The organism is Bradyrhizobium genosp. SA-4 str. CB756 (assembly GCF_000473125.1).
Lineage (GTDB): Bacteria > Pseudomonadota > Alphaproteobacteria > Rhizobiales > Xanthobacteraceae > Bradyrhizobium > Bradyrhizobium arachidis.
Genome location: NZ_KI421499.1, coordinates 2,684,081 through 2,700,415 on the forward strand (window position 1 = coordinate 2,684,081; position 16,335 = coordinate 2,700,415).

General features: G+C 64.0%; 17 protein-coding genes and 1 tRNA gene. 12 read left to right on the forward strand and 6 right to left on the reverse strand.

The features are described 5' to 3' along the window. Positions 1-13: 13 nt before the first annotated feature. The 3 genes from BRAGE_RS0113250 to BRAGE_RS0113260 all read right to left on the reverse strand — a co-directional run bounded on the left by BRAGE_RS0113250 (position 14) and on the right by BRAGE_RS0113260 (position 2,576). Positions 14-829, reverse strand: a complete 816-nt coding sequence (locus BRAGE_RS0113250) for an alpha/beta fold hydrolase (RefSeq protein WP_027559500.1) — start codon at positions 827-829, stop codon at positions 14-16. Positions 830-920: 91 nt separating this feature from the next. After that, the gene (pepT, locus tag BRAGE_RS0113255; RefSeq protein WP_027559499.1) at positions 921-2,171 is read right to left on the reverse strand and encodes a peptidase T; all 1,251 of its coding nucleotides are present in this window, start codon (positions 2,169-2,171) and stop codon (positions 921-923) included. A 105-nt stretch (positions 2,172-2,276) separates the two neighbouring features. Next, on the reverse strand, positions 2,277-2,576 hold the full coding sequence (locus tag BRAGE_RS0113260) for an HU family DNA-binding protein (protein WP_027559498.1): 300 nt from the start codon (positions 2,574-2,576) through the stop codon (positions 2,277-2,279). A 236-nt stretch (positions 2,577-2,812) separates the two neighbouring features. Between BRAGE_RS0113260 and BRAGE_RS0113265 the strand changes: the two genes are divergently transcribed. From BRAGE_RS0113265 to BRAGE_RS56815, 3 genes are all read left to right on the forward strand, one after another. After that, a tRNA-Asp gene (locus BRAGE_RS0113265) sits at positions 2,813-2,889 on the forward strand. 172 nt (positions 2,890-3,061) lie between these two features. Next, positions 3,062-3,388 (forward strand): hypothetical protein, encoded by a 327-nt coding sequence (locus BRAGE_RS56810; protein ID WP_231164037.1) that lies wholly within the window; start codon positions 3,062-3,064, stop codon positions 3,386-3,388. Positions 3,389-3,393: 5 nt separating this feature from the next. Further along, complete coding sequence (locus tag BRAGE_RS56815; protein WP_027559496.1) at positions 3,394-3,669, forward strand: SEC-C metal-binding domain-containing protein; 276 nt, start codon at positions 3,394-3,396, stop codon at positions 3,667-3,669. A gap of 83 nt (positions 3,670-3,752) precedes the next feature. On the opposite strand, the gene BRAGE_RS0113280 is transcribed toward BRAGE_RS56815, so the two are convergent. Further along, positions 3,753-3,956, reverse strand: coding sequence for a hypothetical protein (locus tag BRAGE_RS0113280; RefSeq protein WP_027559495.1), 204 nt, complete (start codon positions 3,954-3,956; stop codon positions 3,753-3,755). A 356-nt stretch (positions 3,957-4,312) separates the two neighbouring features. Here BRAGE_RS0113280 and BRAGE_RS0113285 point away from each other — a divergent pair, with 356 nt between their 5' ends. Beyond that, positions 4,313-5,215 (forward strand): alpha/beta fold hydrolase, encoded by a 903-nt coding sequence (locus BRAGE_RS0113285; RefSeq protein WP_028146275.1) that lies wholly within the window; start codon positions 4,313-4,315, stop codon positions 5,213-5,215. A 104-nt stretch (positions 5,216-5,319) separates the two neighbouring features. On the opposite strand, the gene BRAGE_RS0113290 is transcribed toward BRAGE_RS0113285, so the two are convergent. Together BRAGE_RS0113290 and BRAGE_RS0113295 are read right to left on the reverse strand one after the other, a co-directional pair. Further along, entirely contained in the window at positions 5,320-6,612 is a 1,293-nt protein-coding gene (locus tag BRAGE_RS0113290; RefSeq protein WP_027559494.1) for a spinster family MFS transporter, read from the reverse strand. Between the two features lie 60 nt (positions 6,613-6,672). Then, positions 6,673-7,863: an aromatic ring-hydroxylating dioxygenase subunit alpha gene (locus tag BRAGE_RS0113295; protein ID WP_027559493.1), complete on the reverse strand. Its 1,191-nt coding sequence runs from the start codon at positions 7,861-7,863 to the stop codon at positions 6,673-6,675. A 192-nt stretch (positions 7,864-8,055) separates the two neighbouring features. Here BRAGE_RS0113295 and BRAGE_RS0113300 point away from each other — a divergent pair, with 192 nt between their 5' ends. From BRAGE_RS0113300 to BRAGE_RS0113335, 8 genes are all read left to right on the forward strand, one after another. After that, positions 8,056-8,571 carry a MarR family winged helix-turn-helix transcriptional regulator gene (locus BRAGE_RS0113300; protein ID WP_027559492.1) on the forward strand — a complete coding sequence of 172 codons (516 nt, stop codon included), beginning with the start codon at positions 8,056-8,058 and terminating at the stop codon, positions 8,569-8,571. A gap of 175 nt (positions 8,572-8,746) precedes the next feature. Next, on the forward strand, positions 8,747-10,996 hold the full coding sequence (locus BRAGE_RS0113305) for a TonB-dependent siderophore receptor (RefSeq protein ID WP_027559491.1): 2,250 nt from the start codon (positions 8,747-8,749) through the stop codon (positions 10,994-10,996). A 22-nt stretch (positions 10,997-11,018) separates the two neighbouring features. Continuing rightward, positions 11,019-12,155, forward strand: a complete 1,137-nt coding sequence (locus BRAGE_RS48525; protein WP_035729667.1) for a PepSY-associated TM helix domain-containing protein — start codon at positions 11,019-11,021, stop codon at positions 12,153-12,155. A 444-nt stretch (positions 12,156-12,599) separates the two neighbouring features. Then, positions 12,600-12,965 (forward strand): NADH-quinone oxidoreductase subunit A, encoded by a 366-nt coding sequence (locus BRAGE_RS0113315; RefSeq protein ID WP_008136158.1) that lies wholly within the window; start codon positions 12,600-12,602, stop codon positions 12,963-12,965. After that, on the forward strand, positions 12,956-13,543 hold the full coding sequence (locus BRAGE_RS0113320) for a NuoB/complex I 20 kDa subunit family protein (protein WP_027559490.1): 588 nt from the start codon (positions 12,956-12,958) through the stop codon (positions 13,541-13,543). The genes BRAGE_RS0113315 and BRAGE_RS0113320 overlap by 10 nt, the downstream gene beginning before the upstream one ends. Positions 13,544-13,554: 11 nt before the next feature. Then, positions 13,555-14,166, forward strand: a complete 612-nt coding sequence (locus BRAGE_RS0113325) for an NADH-quinone oxidoreductase subunit C (protein WP_027559489.1) — start codon at positions 13,555-13,557, stop codon at positions 14,164-14,166. 2 nt (positions 14,167-14,168) lie between these two features. Further along, on the forward strand, positions 14,169-15,365 hold the full coding sequence (locus BRAGE_RS0113330) for an NADH-quinone oxidoreductase subunit D (protein WP_027559488.1): 1,197 nt from the start codon (positions 14,169-14,171) through the stop codon (positions 15,363-15,365). Beyond that, entirely contained in the window at positions 15,365-16,327 is a 963-nt protein-coding gene (locus tag BRAGE_RS0113335; RefSeq protein WP_027559487.1) for an FkbM family methyltransferase, read from the forward strand. The genes BRAGE_RS0113330 and BRAGE_RS0113335 overlap by 1 nt, the downstream gene beginning before the upstream one ends. Positions 16,328-16,335 lie beyond the last annotated feature (8 nt).

The window sequence follows — 16,335 nt, forward strand, 5'->3', positions numbered from 1 at the left end:
GCGAGGCGCGGACCTAGCTGTCCGTCCCCGCACGCCGGCCCACGAATTCGGCGATCAGGCTCGTGATTTCCGCGGGACGCTCCAGGCTAGGGAGATGAGCCACGTCCGGCATTTCACGGCCCTCCGCCCCCGGGATTGCCGCAACGACCCGACGACAGCGATCCTGGACATAGGGGAAATCGAGGTCGCCCCACGCGATGAGGGTCGGTACCGCGATTTCATGGAGTCGGTGGAAGAAGGGAACAACGTCCACATCCGCGCCGAAGGGTTGGGAGCGAAGCGCGATGCCGTTCATGTCGAGGAGCAGATCGCGGGCGGAGCCGGCAACGCGACCTTCGGGCGCCAGCGGTCCGTCCAGCCAGAGGCGGGCCTTCATCGCGTTGAGCCGATCGAGATCGCCGGATGCCTCGGCTTCCTTCGACTGCATCATCAGTTTCTCGATGTCGGGACTGTAGACCGGATCGGGTGCCCCCGCGACGTTCGGAGCGATCAGGACGAGCGCGCGAACAAGCGACGGGTGTCGGAGGGCGGCATCGAGCGCGATGCGACCGCCAAGGGAGCAGCCAACGAGGATCGCGGGCCCGTTGTCTGCGGTAGCCTCCAGCACCGCCACGAGGTCTGCGAGGGCGGAAAAGTCTTCAGGCTCGGCGCGCGTCTCGCCGAACCCGCGTCGGTCATAAGCGACCGCCTTGTGGGTCGCACTCATTCCATTCAGCTGGACGCGCCACATCCGCCGGTCGCACACATTGGCATGAAGAAAGACGACGGCAGTGCCGTTGCCCGCCACGTCTGTTGCAAGGTTGGCGCGACCGGACCGAACATATTGCATTTGCATGTCCAAGACTAATGCATGTCCAAGGCTAACGGCGTCGCGACTGGGACGGGCCGGGACGAGCGCGGCCATCCCTGTCTTCGAGAGGCTAAGCCTTCTCCTCCCAGATCATCGCCAGATGCACGATGGTCTGCACCGCCTTTTCCATGTCCTGCCGGCTCACCCATTCCAGGCGCGAATGGAACGCGTGCTCGCCGGCGAAGATGTTGGGGCAGGGCAGGCCCATGAAGGACAGGCGCGAGCCGTCGGTGCCACCGCGGATCGCGGTGCGCATCGGGCGCAGGCCGGCGCGGCGGATCGCCTCGATGGCGTATTCGAGCACGTGCGGGTGACGGTCGATCACCTGCTTCATGTTGCGGTACTGCTCGCGTATCTCGAACGTGTAGGTCGAGCGCGGATAGTCCTTCATCACGTCCTTGACGATGCCCTCGAGCAGGGCCTCCTTCTCCTTCAGCCCTTCCTCGGTGAAGTCGCGCACGATGAAGGAGAGCGTCGCCTGCTCCAGCGCGCCGTCGATGCCGATCGGATGCAGGAAGCCCTGCTTGCCCGAGGTCGTTTCCGGCGAGCAGCCTTCCTTCGGCAGCCGCTCGACGATGGCGGAAGCGATCTTGATCGCGTGCTCCATCTTGCCCTTGGCGTAGCCGGGATGGGCGCTGACGCCGTTGATGGTGATGGTGGCGCCGTCGGCCGAGAAGGTCTCGTCCTCGACGCTGCCGGCGCTTTCGCCGTCCATGGTGTAGCCGAAATCGGCGCCGAGCTTCTTCAGGTCGACATTGTCGACGCCGCGCCCGATCTCTTCATCCGGCGTGAACAGGATCTTGATGGTGCCGTGCTTCACGTCGGGGTTGTTGATGAAGAAATGCGCGGCATCCATGATTTCGGCGACGCCGGCCTTGTTGTCGGCCCCGAGCAGCGTGGTGCCGTCGGTGGTGATGATGTCGTTGCCGATCTGGTTCTTCAGCGCGGGGTGCTCATTGAAGCGGATCACCTGGCTGGGATCGCCGGGTAGTGTGATGTCGCCACCGCGATAGTTCTTCATCATTTGCGGCTTGACGTCCTTGCCGGTGACGTCGGGCGAGGTGTCCATGTGTGAGCAGAAGCAGATCACCGGCACCTTCTTGTCGGTGGTGGCCGGAATCGTTCCGTAGACGTAACCGTACTCGTCGAGATGGGCGTCCGCCACGCCCATGGCCTTCAGCTCGGCGGCGAGCACGCGGCCGAGGTCTTTCTGCTTCTCGGTCGAGGGCGAGTGAGGGGAATCCGGATCGGACTGGGTGTCGATGGTGACGTAGCGCAGGAAGCGCTCGGTCACGGTGTGCGAAAAGGAGAGAGAGGACATTTCTGGTCAACCGCCGGGTCTTTGGGGAAGCAGGCGGTATATCAGAAAAGCGGGCCTTGATGCGGCCGGACGAGATGGGATCAGGCTTAACGAGACGTAAGCCGCTCAGATCGCCTCTTTCAGTTCCTTGACCGGGCGGAACGCGACCTTCTTGCTGGCCTTGATGTGGATGGCCTCGCCGGTGGCGGGATTGCGGCCGGTGCGGGCGGCGCGCTTGCGGACCTGGAGGATACCGAGGCCGACGATGCGGACGCGGTCGCCCTTCTTCAGGTGCTTGGTGATCAGCTCGACCATGTCGGTGAGGACGGCTTCGGCGTGCTTTTTCGACAGGTCCTGGCTCTCCGCGATATCGGCGGCGAGGTGCTTGAGCGTGATGGTGGCGGGAGCGGCAGCTTTCTTTGCCATGTCTGGCCTCCTCCATTCCTGGCGAGGTCTCGGGGAGGGCCTCGGAACCACGCAAGTGACGGAAGGCGTAGACGATTCGGGGCTGAACTGACTACGTCGCGAGAGGTGGAGGAGGCTCTGCACGCACGCAATCGGCGGGGGACGGGACTATTCCGGCTTTAGGTACCAACGTCCTTGACTTCACTTGGTCCGGCCTTTAATTCCCCCCTCGTTCCGCGCGGACACATACGCGTCACGCGGGAGTAGCTCAGTTGGTTAGAGCGCCGGCCTGTCACGCCGGAGGTCGCGGGTTCGAGCCCCGTCTCTCGCGCCATTTTTGGCGGAATCTCAATAGCTTACATGCCGGACCTGAGCCTTCCCGACACGTGGTCGGGATGAAATCCCTATGTTTCTGATTTTGCCTGTGGCGGGCAATGCGCAACAAATCGCGCATCACGCGAGCACGGCCACGACTGGCTGAAACGGGACTTGGCGGAATCGATCTCATGCAGGCAGCCGATTTCAGCGCAACGCTGCAAAATTTGTTCGCGAAGGGCGTGCGCTACGGGACCGTGGTCGATCTCGGCTGTGCCGATGGACACTTCGTGCTCAACCATCTGTCCTGTCTCGGCGGTGCGGTGCCTCTCAACATCGATGCCAACGGGATCTACGAAGACTCCCTCCGGGCCATCAAGGAGGCGCTTGGCGGGGACTATCGCATCTGCGCCATCACCGATCATGAGGGTGAGATCGAGATCACCGAGTCGGTGCATCCTTACTGGTCGACATCAACGCGACACTGCTGGAGGCGGGCTTCTTCCTCTACGACCTGACGACGTTGCAGCGCCTGCGCGACGGAACGCTCGGCTGGTTCTACCCGGTCTATGTCAGCGGCAAGCTCGCGCATCTGAAGCCGCGGGCGTTCTGGGATCCCGGCGACAACACCGCGGTGATCGGCGTCCAGGAGGCGCGCCGAAAGATGGTCCTCGAGCAGAACAAGAAGATCCTCAACCGGCTGCGTTACGGCCCGAGCGACATCAGCCGCAACGATCCCTGTCCCTGCGGTTCGGGGCAAAAATTCAAGCACTGTTGCGGCAGCTACGGACCCGTCTGACGCGGGCACCCGGGGACGGCCAATAAAGCAAAACGGCCGCCAGAGGCAACCGTTTGGTGTCAAATCGGACCTTTTTTGGTCGATCAGCGGATCTCGGACGTGCCCGCGCTCGTGACCGCCACCGGCTTGCCGGCCTTGACCACGTGAGCGGACTGGGCGGTCTGGTTGTAATCGGCATTGGTGCGGGCTGCGATCCCGAAGCCGGCCACCGCAATGCCGGCAATCAGCGCCACCACCACGATTTTCAGGTGGGTCGCACGATCAGCAGAGTGAATTGAGTGGTTCATCTGAGCCTCCCGACGGGCTTTGCCGCCGTCTATGGGCTCATCTTCTAAGGACCATCTGTTTCCGGATGGTTTCACCGGTTTCGCAAAATGGTTTCATTAATACGCCCGGTTGGTTTCGCCGGGCTTGCGGCTTCAAGCGGTCCGCTGCGGACGGCCGCATCAGAGCGCCTGAGACGGAAAACCATCACGAAAACAACGGGTCGCCGCCGAGGCGGCCACGAGGCTGGCTTGGGCCGTCGTTCCCAGAAGTGGGTGATGTCTTACCTGCCGCGTAATCGCGGACGGGAGCTGCCTTCGCCATGATCGTGTCCGTCGGCAGCAAGCGACGTGCCGACCGATCTTGAGGGAGACACGCGATGAATCGTCGGACCGTCCTCGAAGCCACCCTGTTTGGGAGCGTCCTTGCGGCAGCCTCGGTCGCGAGCGCTCCAGCAGCCCAGCAGACCGCGCGATCACCCTATGTGACGGCCCGGGACGGCACGAAGCTGTTCGTGCAGGACTGGGGAAGCGGAAAACCGGTGCTGCTGCTGTCGGCCTGGACCTTCGACGCCAGCACCTGGGGCAGCCACATTGCCGCGCTCACTGAGAAGGGTTTCCGCTGCGTCGCGCCTGACAGGCGCGGGCATGGCCGTTCCGAGATGCCATCGACCGGTTATGACCTGGACACGCTGACCGACGACGTCGCCGCCGTGATCGAGCAGCGCGACCTGCGCGACGTGACGCTGGTCGGCTTCTCCATGGGAACGGCGGAAGCTGTGAACTATCTCGCGCGCCACGGATCGGAGCGGATCGCAAGGCTCGTGCTGGTCGCGCCGACGACGCCGTTCCTGGTCAGGACCGAGGACAATCCGGACGGGATCCCGAAGGCGATGATCGAGGCCGACAACGCCGCCATCGCGCGCGACTTCGCCAAATGGATCGCGGCGAACGAGGCCCCGTTCTTCACCGCCGAGACGCCGGAGATCACGCGGACCTGGATCCGGCAGATGATGCTGAGCGTGCCGCTGCCGGTGGCGCTGGCGTGCCGCAAGACCATCGCGTTCGCCGATCTCCGCAAAGCCGCCGCCGGGATCGATCGCCCGGCGCTGATCGTCCACGGCGACAAGGATGCCAGCGCGCCGCTGCCGCTGACCGGGGCCAAGACCGCCAAGCTGATCAAAGGCAGCAAGCTCATCGTCTATGAGGGCGCGCCGCATCCGCTGCCGCTCACGCATGGCGAGCGGCTGCTTGCCGACATGCTCGCGTTCATCGGCGCCTGAAGCATGATCCGGAAAAGTGCGAAGCGGTTTTTCGAAAAGATCATGCTCGAACAACAACCTAAAGCGCGATGACGATTCATCTGATCTCATCGCGCTTTAGGCGTTCAGCTCGCCCGTGCGATGTCGGTGCGGATGCTCCGCGCCGCCCAGATGAACAGCAGCGCGCCGAGCGTGGTCGTGACCGCCGCCGAGAGCAGGGAATAGCGCACGGCATCCGCGCCATAGCTGCCCTTCAGCGCGTCATTGACCATTCCGACGGCGAGCGGGCCGACGCCCTGGCCGAAGCAGGTGGCGGTGAGCGCGATCAGCGCTGAGGCCAGCGCCCGCATGCTGGGCTTCGCCACCGTCTGCGCGATCGCGAAGATCGGTCCGAGATGGAAGCCGACCAGGAACGAGGTCAGCGCCAGCATGGCGACCATCATCGCAAAATCCTGCGTCAGCATGCACAGCGCGAACACGGGGCCGGCAAGGCCCGAGGTGATCGCGGGCGCCCACAGCTTCCAGCGGTCGTCGCGGCGGCTCACTTGCGCCACCACGAAGCCGCCGAGCAGGGTGCCGGCCATGCCGGCGAGGCCCTTGAAGGTGCCGGCATAGGTGCCGATCTCGGCGCTCGATAGATGATGCACGCGCGCCAGGAACGGCGGGATCCAGGCCGCGGTGGCGTAGTTCGTGTAGGTCGTCAGGCAGAAGCCGATCAGCACGATGATGAAGCTGCGCTGCGAGGCCAGGAAGCGCAGCGTCGGCCCGAGCGGCTCGGGCACAAAATTCTCCTGCATCGCGCCGCGCTTCGGCTCGGAGATCGTCAGCCACAGGATGGCGGCGAGCAAGATGCCGGGCAGGCCCGCGACGTAGAACGCCATCCGCCAGCCATAGTGCTGGTTGACGTAGCCGCCGACGAAATAACCGAGGAAGACGCCGAGATAGGTGCCGATGGCGTAGATGCCGAGCGCGCGCGGAAGCTCGTTCTTGGCGAAGAGATCGGCAACGATCGATTGCGAGGCAGGGGAGCCCGCGGATTCGCCGATGCCGACGCCGATGCGGGCCAGCGCCAGCGAGGTCACGCTGGTGGCCGCGCCGCACAGCGCCGTCATCGCGCTCCAGAACGCGAAGGCGACGGCGACGATGTTGCGCCGGTTGAGCCGATCGGCGATCCGCGCGATGGGGATGCCGAGCAGGGAATAGAACAGCGCGAAGCCGAAGCCGGCCAGCAGGCCCATCATGGTGTCGCTGAGGGCAAACTCCTTCTTGATCGGCTCGATCAGGACGTTGAAGATCGTGCGGTCGAGGAAGTTCAGCGCATAGATGATGGTGAGCAGCCCGAGCACGTAATAGCGACGTGCCGAGGGCTTTGCCGCGGCGGCCGTTTGCACCGACACCTGTGACGTCACATCGACCATCGCTTCCCCCAATCTGTCTTTGTTATCGTTGTCGGTCCAGCCCTTGTTGGAGCTGGTTGGTCACCCTTCGCGGATGTAATTCCCCGCTTCGAATTCCACCTGCGGCGCGCTCTTATCGAAGGAGACGCCGATCGGATCGCGGCCCGCTTCCATCGCCTCCAATTGTTCGGTCAGCATGCGGCGGATCATCAGGATGCCGCGGTCGCTCTGGCCGAAATGCTCCTCGGAGTGGACCGTGACCTCGCCCTGGCCGACCTGGGCTTCATAATCACCGGGGAATTGCTGGTGCTCTTCCTCGGTCATGTCCCACCAGAATTTGCCGTTGAATTTCGAGCGCATGCGGCCGATCTCGCCCGATGCCTTGACGCGTCCGGCGACGTAGATCCGGAACGAGGTGTCGTCGATCGGCAGCACCCAGCCGATGGATTCGACGCGAGCGAACTGCGCGACGCGCGGGTTCGGCACCACGCGCAACGTCGGCAGCGCGGCCTCGGAGACGCGGTAGAAGATCTTGCCGTCGTCCTGCTTGCGCTCCGAGCGCACGAGGACGCCGCGCGGCGATTTCTCGAACTTCACCTCCGGAATGGACGCCATCATGTTGGTGAACTGTGGCCCCGAGAACGAGCCGTGCAGCACCGGCACGTGGTAGGGATCGACCACGTTCTCGAAATGCTGCAGCCAGTTGCAGGGAATGACGGCAGGTCCGCCGCCACCGATCGAGGAATCGTCGGCCTCGACCATTTCGCCCTCGTCCATGTTTTCCAGACACTCGTAAGCCGGCAGCACAGGGCGTTTCTCGGCCGGGCCCATATAGGCGAAGATCAGCCCGTAGCGCTCCTCGACCGGATACCAGGGCTGGCGCACCTTGTCCTTGAACTGGCCGCCGTCGGGCTCGCAGGGCTGCTCCAGGCAATGGCCTTCGGTGTCGAACTTCCAGCCGTGATAGCAGCAGCGGATGCCGTCCTCCTCGACCTTGCCGTAGTAGAGCGTGGTGCCGCGATGGCAGCAGCGGGCATGCAAGAGACCGGCGCGGCCATGCTTGTCGCGGAACAGCACGAGATCCTCGCCCAGCGCGCGCACCTTCTTCGGCGTGCCGGTGGCGTCACCGACCAGCCCGACCGGATGCCAGTAGCGGCGCAAAAGCTCGCCCATCGGGGTGCCGCGTACGACAGAGGTGAGCTCGATGCGCGTTTGCGCCGGCTTCATCGCATAGGCCGTGCCGAGATCGCGATCCCGCTGGGTGATGGTCATGCTGGTCCTCCCGCCGCGGCCTTGATGGCCGGGTCTCAACTTCGTCTTTGACCGAGTGAAAGATAATTCGATGACAATGTCAACGATCTTCCAGAACGCTTCTTAATCGCATTCGGATCGGGTTGGGGAGGTTGCGCTACCAAGGCTCAGCCGAGACTTGGCACGCCCTGGCTTTCTTGGCAGAGGTGGACCATGAGCGAGACATTCAGCAGGGCCGGGGGTGCGTCGTCCGACGCGGACGAAAGCCACTCGGCGGCGCCGATCACCGCGATGCTGTCGTCGCGGCTGATGGTGCTCGCCAACCTGCTCAAGCGCGGCGCCATCCTGCGCTACAAGCGCCTCACCGGATTGTCCTCGGTGGAGTTCGGTCTCGTCGCCTCGCTCGGCCGCCGTCCGCCGATGAGCGTGGCGCGTCTCGCCGAGGCTGTCGGCCAGGACAAGGGGCAGATCAGCCGCGCGCTCGCCAATCTGTTGTCGCGCAAGCTGATCGCGAAATCGGCAAACCCGAAAGACAGCCGCGAGGTGCTGATCTCGCTGACTGCGGCGGGCCTCGCCGCGCATGATGCGATCGTCGAAGGCGCACAGGAGCGCAATCGGCAATTGCTGGAACAGTTGAGCACGAACGAGCTCGAGACGCTGCTGGCGCAGATCGATCGCCTCACGGCCGCCGCCGAGAAGATGCTCGAAGCAGAAAAGGAAGCGCGCTGAGCGCGCGGAAACATCCGGAAACGCCGGAACCGGATTGGACTCCTTCTAAGAACGTTTCAATTAGGGAATTCGCGCGCGCTCACATAAGCGTCGCTGCAAGCGCATGCCGCGCGGGGATCGGCGGCATGACGCATCAAACATGCAGCTTCGGGGTGGCGCGTTGAACAGTCTTGGAATGCTGCGGTCGGCCGTGTTGGCGACCGCATCCGCTTGGGTTTTGGTACCGCAGGCATCGCTTGCGCAATCGTCCACGCAGAGTGGGGCGCAGAACCTGCCGCCGGTGACCGTTGCGGCACCGGAACAGCGCCGCCGTGCGGCCGCGGCCCCCCAGCGCCGTGCGGCGCGATCGGTGCAGACCGCCAATCGAACCAGTCCGCAGCCGCAGCGCAATGTCGGCGCCGTCGAGACGCCGAACGGCCCGGTGCATGGCTATGTCGCGCGTCGCAGCTCGTCGGGCACCAAGACCAACACGCCGATCATGGAGACGCCGCAGTCTGTCTCGGTCATCGGCGCCGAGCAGATCCGCGACCAGAAGGCGAACAAGCTGGACGAGGTCCTGCGCTACACCGCCGGCGTACGCGCCGGCACTTTCGGCGCGGACACGCGCAACGACTGGTGGCTGATCCGCGGCTTCAAGTCGGACGACGTCGGCCTGTTCCTCGACGGCATGCAGCTGTTCTACACGTCTTATGCGAGCTGGAAGCTGCAGACGCCCAACATGGAGCGGGTCGAGGTGCTGCGCGGCCCGTCGGCGGTGCTCTACGGCGGATCGAGCCCGAGCGGCATCGTCAACGTCATCAGCAAGATGCCGCCCGCCGAGCCGATCCGCTATGTCGAGACCGGCGTCAACAATTTCGGCAACGCCTATGTCGGCTTCGATTTCGGCGGGCCGGTCGCGACGCAGCCGCAGGATGGCAAGCTGTTCTACCGCGTGGTCGGCCAGGTCCAGAACGGCCCGACACAGGTCAATTTCACGCCCGACAACAATTATTTCATCGCGCCGTCCTTCACCTGGAAGCCGGATGCCGACACCACGTTCACGGTGCTGGCCTCGGCCTCGCGGCAGGAGACGCGCGGCATCAACTTCCTGCCCTATCAGGGCACGGTGACAAACGCGCCGTTCGGCAAGATTCCGACCAGCTTCTTCGTCGGCGATCCCAGCGTGGACAAGTTCACGCGCGAGCAGGAAATGCTCGGCTATCAGTTCGAGCGCAATCTCACCGACGACCTCACGTTCCGCCAGAATGCCCGCTTTGCGCATGTCGACGTGACCTATCGCGGCTATGTCGGCAACGGCTGGGACAACATCAACACGGCCACGATGGGCCGGTACAATTGGTATGCGAAGGACACCGCCAACCAGGGCAATCTCGACAACCAGCTGGAATACCGCTTCGGCACCGGTCCCGTGAAGCACACGATGCTGTTCGGCGTCGATTTGCGCGGCTACCAGATCGACGACTATCAGGCCTTCAACTTCGGCACGGTGCCGTCGATCAACGTGTTCAATCCGGTTTATGGCGTGAACGTTCCGATCACCGGCGCACCGTTCCGCAACTTCCTGATCACGCAGAAGCAGGCCGGCACCTACGTTCAGGACCAGATGAAGCTCGGCAACTTCACGCTGGTGCTCAGCGGCCGCAACGATTGGGTCGAGACCACGCAGGCCGCGCGTGACACCGGCGCGAACGTCGCTCAACGCGACGACAGCCGGTTCAGCGGACGCGCCGGATTGATCTACAATTTCGACAACGGTATCGCGCCCTATATCTCCTATGCGACGAGCTACAATCCCGTCATCGGTCTGAATGCGAGCAATCAGCTGCTGCTTCCGGAGACCGGCAAGCAGGCTGAAATCGGCGTCAAGGTCGCACCGAAGGGATTTGACGGCTATTTCACGGCCTCATTCTTCGACCTGAAGCGCCAGAACGCGCTGACCACCGATCCGACGAATGCGCTGCTGCAGAACCAGACCGGCGAGGTGACTTCGCGCGGCATCGAGCTCGAAGCGGTGGCCAACGCCACCAGGGAGCTGAAGCTGATCGGTGCCTTCACGGCCTATCACCTGTTCACCAGTAGGGATCTCGACCCGTCGCTGGTCGGCAAGACCCCGACCAACACGCCGGAGCTGCTGGTCTCGGGCTGGGCGGACTACACCTTCAAGGATGGGCCGCTCGAGGGATTCGGTTTCGGTGGCGGCGTTCGCTATGTCGGCTCCTCCTGGGCCGACGCCGCCAACACGCTCGAGGTTCCCGCTGTCGTGCTCGGCGACCTCGCACTCCATTACGAGTGGCAGAACTGGCGCACGGCTCTCAACGTGATCAACTTGACCGACAAGATCTACGTCGCGAGCTGCGCGTCGGCGACGTCCTGCTTCTACGGCGACCGCCGGCGCGTCACCGCCAGCGTCTCCTACAAATGGTAGGCGCAGGCGCGGGGAGGGCGGCGTGAAGGCGCGCACGGTCAGGCTCTGGTCCGTGGTCCACACTTGGACCAGCCTGATCTCGACCGTGTTCCTGCTGCTGCTCTGCCTGACCGGCCTGCCGCTGATCTTCCATCACGAGATCGATGAGCTCCTGGGCTATGCCCCCCAGCCCGAAGCTCATGCGGGCGCGGCGCGCGCGACGACGCAAGCCATCGCCGACGCCGCGCTCGCCGCCGATCCCGGCCGCGTGCTGCAATATATCTCCTGGGACAAGGACGAGCCCGGGATCGTCACCGCCTTCACCAACAGCGCCGTCGACGGGCTGCCTGACAATACGACGGTGCGCGCCTTCGATGCTGTCTCGACAAGACTGCTCGGGCCGGTCGGCGTCGGGCCGATGCTGATCATGCTCAAGCTGCACACCGACATGTTTGCCGGTCAGCCCGGCAAGCTGTTCCTCGGCGGGATGGGCCTATTGTTTGCGATCGCCATCGTCTCCGGCGTGGTGCTGTACTGGCCGTTCACCCGCCGCCTGCGCTTTGCAACCATTCGGGACAGCGCCTCGCGCCGCGTCCGCTGGCTCGACTGGCACAATCTGATCGGGGTCGTGACGATCGCCTGGGCGCTGGTGGTGGGCTTGACCGGCGTCGTCAACACCTGGGCCGAGCTGATGCTGAACCAGTGGAAGGCGACCGAGCTCGCCAGCATGGTCGCGCCCTATGCCGGCAAGCCGCCGCCGACGCGTCTAGCCTCGCTCGATGACGTCGTTGCGCGCGCCAGACAGACAGCGCCCGGCATGGAGATCGCCTTCATCGCGTTCCCGGGCACGCCCTTCACCTCCTCGCATCATTTCGCCGCCTTCATGCGCGGCGACACCGCGCTGACGGCGCGGCTGCTCAAGCCGGTGCTGCTCGATGGCGAGACCGGGGAGGTGGCCGACAGCCGGGCGCTGCCGCTCTATCTCCAGGCGCTTCTGATCTCGCAGCCGCTGCATTTCGGCGATTATGGCGGGATGCCGCTGAAGGTGATCTGGGCCGCGCTCGACCTGCTCACCATCGTTGTGATCGGCAGCGGTCTCTATCTCTGGGTGGCGCGCCGGCGCAAGCGCGTGTCTGCGAAGTCCGACGCATTCGCCAGACGAGCCCCGGTCCCGTCGTGATGCATGGCTCCTCTGACCGATCGCGCCTGTGGATACGTGTCTTTGCTGCACCTATCCTGCTCGCGGCCGCGACCACCACCGGCCTCCTGGCCGCGCTGCTCTGGGGCGAGCCTGGCCAATATGTCGCCTGGGTGACGGTAGGGGCGCCTGTCTTCGTTGTAGGCTGGATTTTGCTGCGCCGCGGCTTAAATAAAGTGAGCCGCTCCAACAGCGGACGTCACCGCCGAGCGCGCGTGAACTGATCGGGATCACCCTTGCTGGGGCGGTCGATCTGCTCCATACCAGCCGCGGGGTGATTCCGGGGTTTCCACGGTTCAGGGGGCGGCAAAAGGGCCTAAATAGAGCGTGTCTTGCGCCCATTGGTGCACTGCGCTAAGGCTCAGAATAATTCCAAATCGGACGAATCCGTGGCTGTCCCGAGGCTGCGGGAAAAAGGGCTCGTCAATGAGCGGCATCTTACAGAACTATCTTCCACTCGTCGTTTTTATAGGGGTAGCGGGCCTCATCGGCCTGGTGCTGCTGATCGCGCCCTTCATCGTCGCGTTCCAGCAGCCGGACCCGGAAAAGCTGTCGGCGTATGAGTGCGGTTTCAACGCCTTCGACGACGCCCGCATGAAGTTCGACGTCCGCTTCTATCTGGTCGCCATCCTCTTCATCATCTTCGACCTCGAGGTGGCGTTCCTGTTTCCCTGGGCGGTGGCGTTCGGCAAGCTTGGCGCGACCGGCTTCTGGTCCATGGTGGTGTTCCTCGCCGTGCTGACGGTCGGGTTCGCCTATGAATGGAAGAAAGGGGCACTCGAATGGGATTGAACCCTGCAACGTCCACCGGTCCGGTCATCGCGCCGGCCCCCAAGGGCATCCTGGATCCGTCGACCGGCAAGCCGGTCGGGGCCAATGATCCGTTCTTCCTCGAGGTCAATCACGAGCTGTCCGACAAGGGCTTCTTCGTGGCCGCGACCGACGACCTCATCACCTGGGCCCGCACCGGCTCCCTGATGTGGATGACCTTCGGTCTCGCCTGCTGCGCGGTCGAGATGATGCAGGTGTCGATGCCGCGCTATGACGTCGAGCGCTTCGGCTTCGCCCCGCGTGCCTCGCCGCGCCAGTCCGACGTGATGATCGTCGCGGGAACGCTGACCAACAAGATGGCGCCGGCGCTGCGCAAGGTCTACGACCAGATGCCGGAGCCGCGCTACGTCATCTCGATGGGCTCCTGCGCCAATGGCGGCGGCTACTATCACTATTCCTACTCGGTCGTGCGCGGCTGCGACCGCATCGTGCCGATCGACATCTACGTGCCGGGCTGCCCGCCCACGGCGGAAGCGCTGCTCTACGGCGTGCTGCTGCTCCAGAAGAAGATCCGGCGCACCGGCACCATCGAACGCTAAGGTTTTACGTCATGGACGACGGCAAGCTCGACGCCCTTGGGCAAACGATCGTTAGCGCGCTTCCGGGCGCCGCCACCGGTCACACGGTGGCCTTCAACCAGCTCACGGTTGATGTCGAGGCCAGCAAGATCGTCGAGGTGGTCAAGCACCTCCGCGACGATCCGAGCTGCCGTTTCGTCAACATCACCGACATCACGGCGGTCGACTATCCCTCGCGCGAAAAGCGCTTCGACGTGATCTATCACTTCCTGTCACCGATCCTGAACACGCGGATCCGGCTCCGCGTCGCCGCCGACGAGACCACGCAGGTTCCGTCGCTGATCGACGAATTCCCCGGCGCCGACTGGTTCGAGCGCGAGGCCTACGATCTCTACGGCGTGTTCTTCGTCGGCCATCCCGACATGCGCCGCCTGCTTACCGATTACGGTTTCGAGGGCCATCCGCTGCGCAAGGATTTCCCGCTCACCGGCTTCGTCGAGGTTCGCTACGACGACCAGGAGAAGCGGGTGGTGTACGAGCCGGTCCGGCTCAACCAGGAATTCCGCAAGTTCGATTTCCTCTCGCCATGGGAAGGGGCGGACTATCCGCTTCCCGGTGACGAGAAGGCAGGACCGAAGGCCTGATCATGAACGAGCAACCTGAACAGCTTCGCAATTTTACGATCAACTTTGGACCGCAGCATCCGGCGGCGCACGGTGTGTTGCGTCTGGTGCTGGAGCTTGACGGCGAAATCGTCGCCCGCGTCGATCCCCATATCGGCCTGCTTCACCGCGGTACCGAGAAGCTGATCGAGCAGAAGACCTATCTCCAGGCGATTCCGTATTTCGACCGGCTCGACTACGTCGCGCCGATGAACCAGGAGCACGCCTTCTGCCTCGCCGCCGAAAAGCTGCTCGGCATCGAGGTGCCGCGCCGCGGCCAGTTGATCCGCGTGCTCTATTGCGAGATCGGCCGTATCCTCTCGCACCTTCTCAATGTCACCACGCAGGCGATGGACGTCGGCGCCCTGACCCCGCCGCTGTGGGGTTTTGAAGAGCGCGAGAAGCTGATGGTGTTCTACGAGCGCGCCTCGGGCAGCCGCATGCACGCGGCCTTCTTCCGCGTCGGCGGCGTGCATCAGGATTTGCCGCAGAAGCTGGTCGACGACATCGAGGCCTGGTGCGATCCGTTCCTGAAAGTGGTCGACGACCTCGATCGCCTGCTGACCGCCAACCGCATCTTCAAGCAGCGCAACGTCGACATCGGCGTGGTGCCGCTGAAGGAAGCCTGGGAGTGGGGTTTCTCGGGCGTGATGGTCCGCGGCTCGGGCGCGGCCTGGGACCTGCGCAAGTCGCAGCCCTATGAGTGCTACGCCGAGATGGATTTCGACATTCCGATCGGCAAGAACGGCGACTGCTACGACCGCTACCTGATCCGCATGGAAGAGATGCGCCAGTCCGTGCGCATCATGAGGCAGTGCATCCAGAAGCTGAACGCGCCGGATGGCAAGGGCCCCGTCGTCGTCGCCGACAATAAGGTCGCGCCGCCGCGCCGCGGCGAGATGAAGCGCTCGATGGAAGCGCTGATCCACCACTTCAAGCTCTACACCGAGGGCGTTCACGTGCCGGCCGGCGAAGTCTATGCCGCCGTCGAAGCGCCCAAGGGTGAGTTCGGCGTTTATCTCGTCTCCGACGGAACCAACAAGCCCTACAAGTGCAAGATCCGCGCGCCGGGCTTTGCCCATCTGCAGGCCATGGACCACATCTGCCGCGGCCACCTGCTCGCCGACGTCTCGGCGATTCTCGGCTCGCTCGACATCGTGTTCGGAGAGGTCGATCGGTGATGGGGCAGGCGCCAATCCAGTTTGACCGAGCCTCGGGGGCCCTTGAAGGGGCCAACCTGTGGGAGCGGACGGCTGCCTTGGCGCTGGTGACGGGATCGAAGATCTCCTCGCACTTCTCGCACATGGGCTACATCGCCTGCGCCAACCTGCTGCGAAAGACGCTGCCGGAACGCAACATCGCGATCAGGCTCAATCCCGACGCCGTGTTCGAGTTTCCCTACGGCGATGGCTATTGGAGCAAGCTGCTCAACCGCTCCTACAACTACGAGGACGAGCTCGAGCTGCTGTTCGCCGATAGCGTCGACGTCGACTACACGCTGCTCGATTGCGGCGCGAACTACGGCTACTGGTCGGTGCTGGTGTCGAGCAAGCCGTTCGGTTCGCACAAGGCGATCGCGATCGAGCCGTCGGGGCAGAACTATCCGAAACTCGCCAACAACGCCCGCGTCAACGGTGATCGCTTCGAGACCATGAAGTGCGCGATCGGCGCCACGCGCGGCACCGCGCGTCTGTCAGGCACCAAGCACGAAGCCTTCAGCATCGCCGGCGATCCGTCTGATGGCGGCGAGGAAGTGCCCGTCCTCGCGCTCGACAATCTGATCGATGACGGCAAGGTCGCGAGCACCGGCAAATACCTGATCAAGCTCGACGTCGAGGGCGTCGAGATCGAGGCGATCAAGGGCGGCGCCCGGTTGCTTGAGGCCGACAGCGTCATCATGTGCGAGGAGCACGGCAGCGACCGCTCGCATGCGGTGTCGCGCTACATCCTCGAACAGACCCCGCTGAAGCTGATCGTGTTCGATCCGCGCAGCAACCGTCTGGAGACCGTGACCGAGCTGTCGATCCTCGACCGCATCAAGGTCTCGACCCACGTCGGCTACAACGTTTTCGGCACCGCAAGCGCGTTCTGGCAGGATAGGATTGATACCCTGAATGCCAAGACCGCGCGCCGTATGCAGTGAGAGATAAG

Bases quoted from the DNA above. Each gene is read 5' to 3' on its own strand.
- BRAGE_RS0113290 (WP_027559494.1), bottom strand. From the start codon at position 6,612: ATGGTCGATGTGACGTCACAGGTGTCGGTGCAAACGGCCGCCGCGGCA.
- BRAGE_RS0113335 (WP_027559487.1), top strand. From the start codon at position 15,365: ATGGGGCAGGCGCCAATCCAGTTTGACCGAGCCTCGGGGGCCCTTGAA.
- BRAGE_RS56810 (WP_231164037.1), top strand. From the start codon at position 3,062: ATGCAGGCAGCCGATTTCAGCGCAACGCTGCAAAATTTGTTCGCGAAG.
- BRAGE_RS0113320 (WP_027559490.1), top strand. From the start codon at position 12,956: ATGGGATTGAACCCTGCAACGTCCACCGGTCCGGTCATCGCGCCGGCC.
- pepT (WP_027559499.1), bottom strand. From the start codon at position 2,171: ATGTCCTCTCTCTCCTTTTCGCACACCGTGACCGAGCGCTTCCTGCGC.
- BRAGE_RS0113330 (WP_027559488.1), top strand. From the start codon at position 14,169: ATGAACGAGCAACCTGAACAGCTTCGCAATTTTACGATCAACTTTGGA.
- BRAGE_RS0113305 (WP_027559491.1), top strand. From the start codon at position 8,747: ATGCTGCGGTCGGCCGTGTTGGCGACCGCATCCGCTTGGGTTTTGGTA.
- BRAGE_RS0113315 (WP_008136158.1), top strand. From the start codon at position 12,600: ATGAGCGGCATCTTACAGAACTATCTTCCACTCGTCGTTTTTATAGGG.
- BRAGE_RS0113285 (WP_028146275.1), top strand. From the start codon at position 4,313: ATGAATCGTCGGACCGTCCTCGAAGCCACCCTGTTTGGGAGCGTCCTT.
- BRAGE_RS0113295 (WP_027559493.1), bottom strand. From the start codon at position 7,863: ATGACCATCACCCAGCGGGATCGCGATCTCGGCACGGCCTATGCGATG.
- BRAGE_RS0113260 (WP_027559498.1), bottom strand. From the start codon at position 2,576: ATGGCAAAGAAAGCTGCCGCTCCCGCCACCATCACGCTCAAGCACCTC.
- BRAGE_RS0113280 (WP_027559495.1), bottom strand. From the start codon at position 3,956: ATGAACCACTCAATTCACTCTGCTGATCGTGCGACCCACCTGAAAATC.
- BRAGE_RS0113325 (WP_027559489.1), top strand. From the start codon at position 13,555: ATGGACGACGGCAAGCTCGACGCCCTTGGGCAAACGATCGTTAGCGCG.
- BRAGE_RS0113300 (WP_027559492.1), top strand. From the start codon at position 8,056: ATGAGCGAGACATTCAGCAGGGCCGGGGGTGCGTCGTCCGACGCGGAC.
- BRAGE_RS0113250 (WP_027559500.1), bottom strand. From the start codon at position 829: ATGCAATATGTTCGGTCCGGTCGCGCCAACCTTGCAACAGACGTGGCG.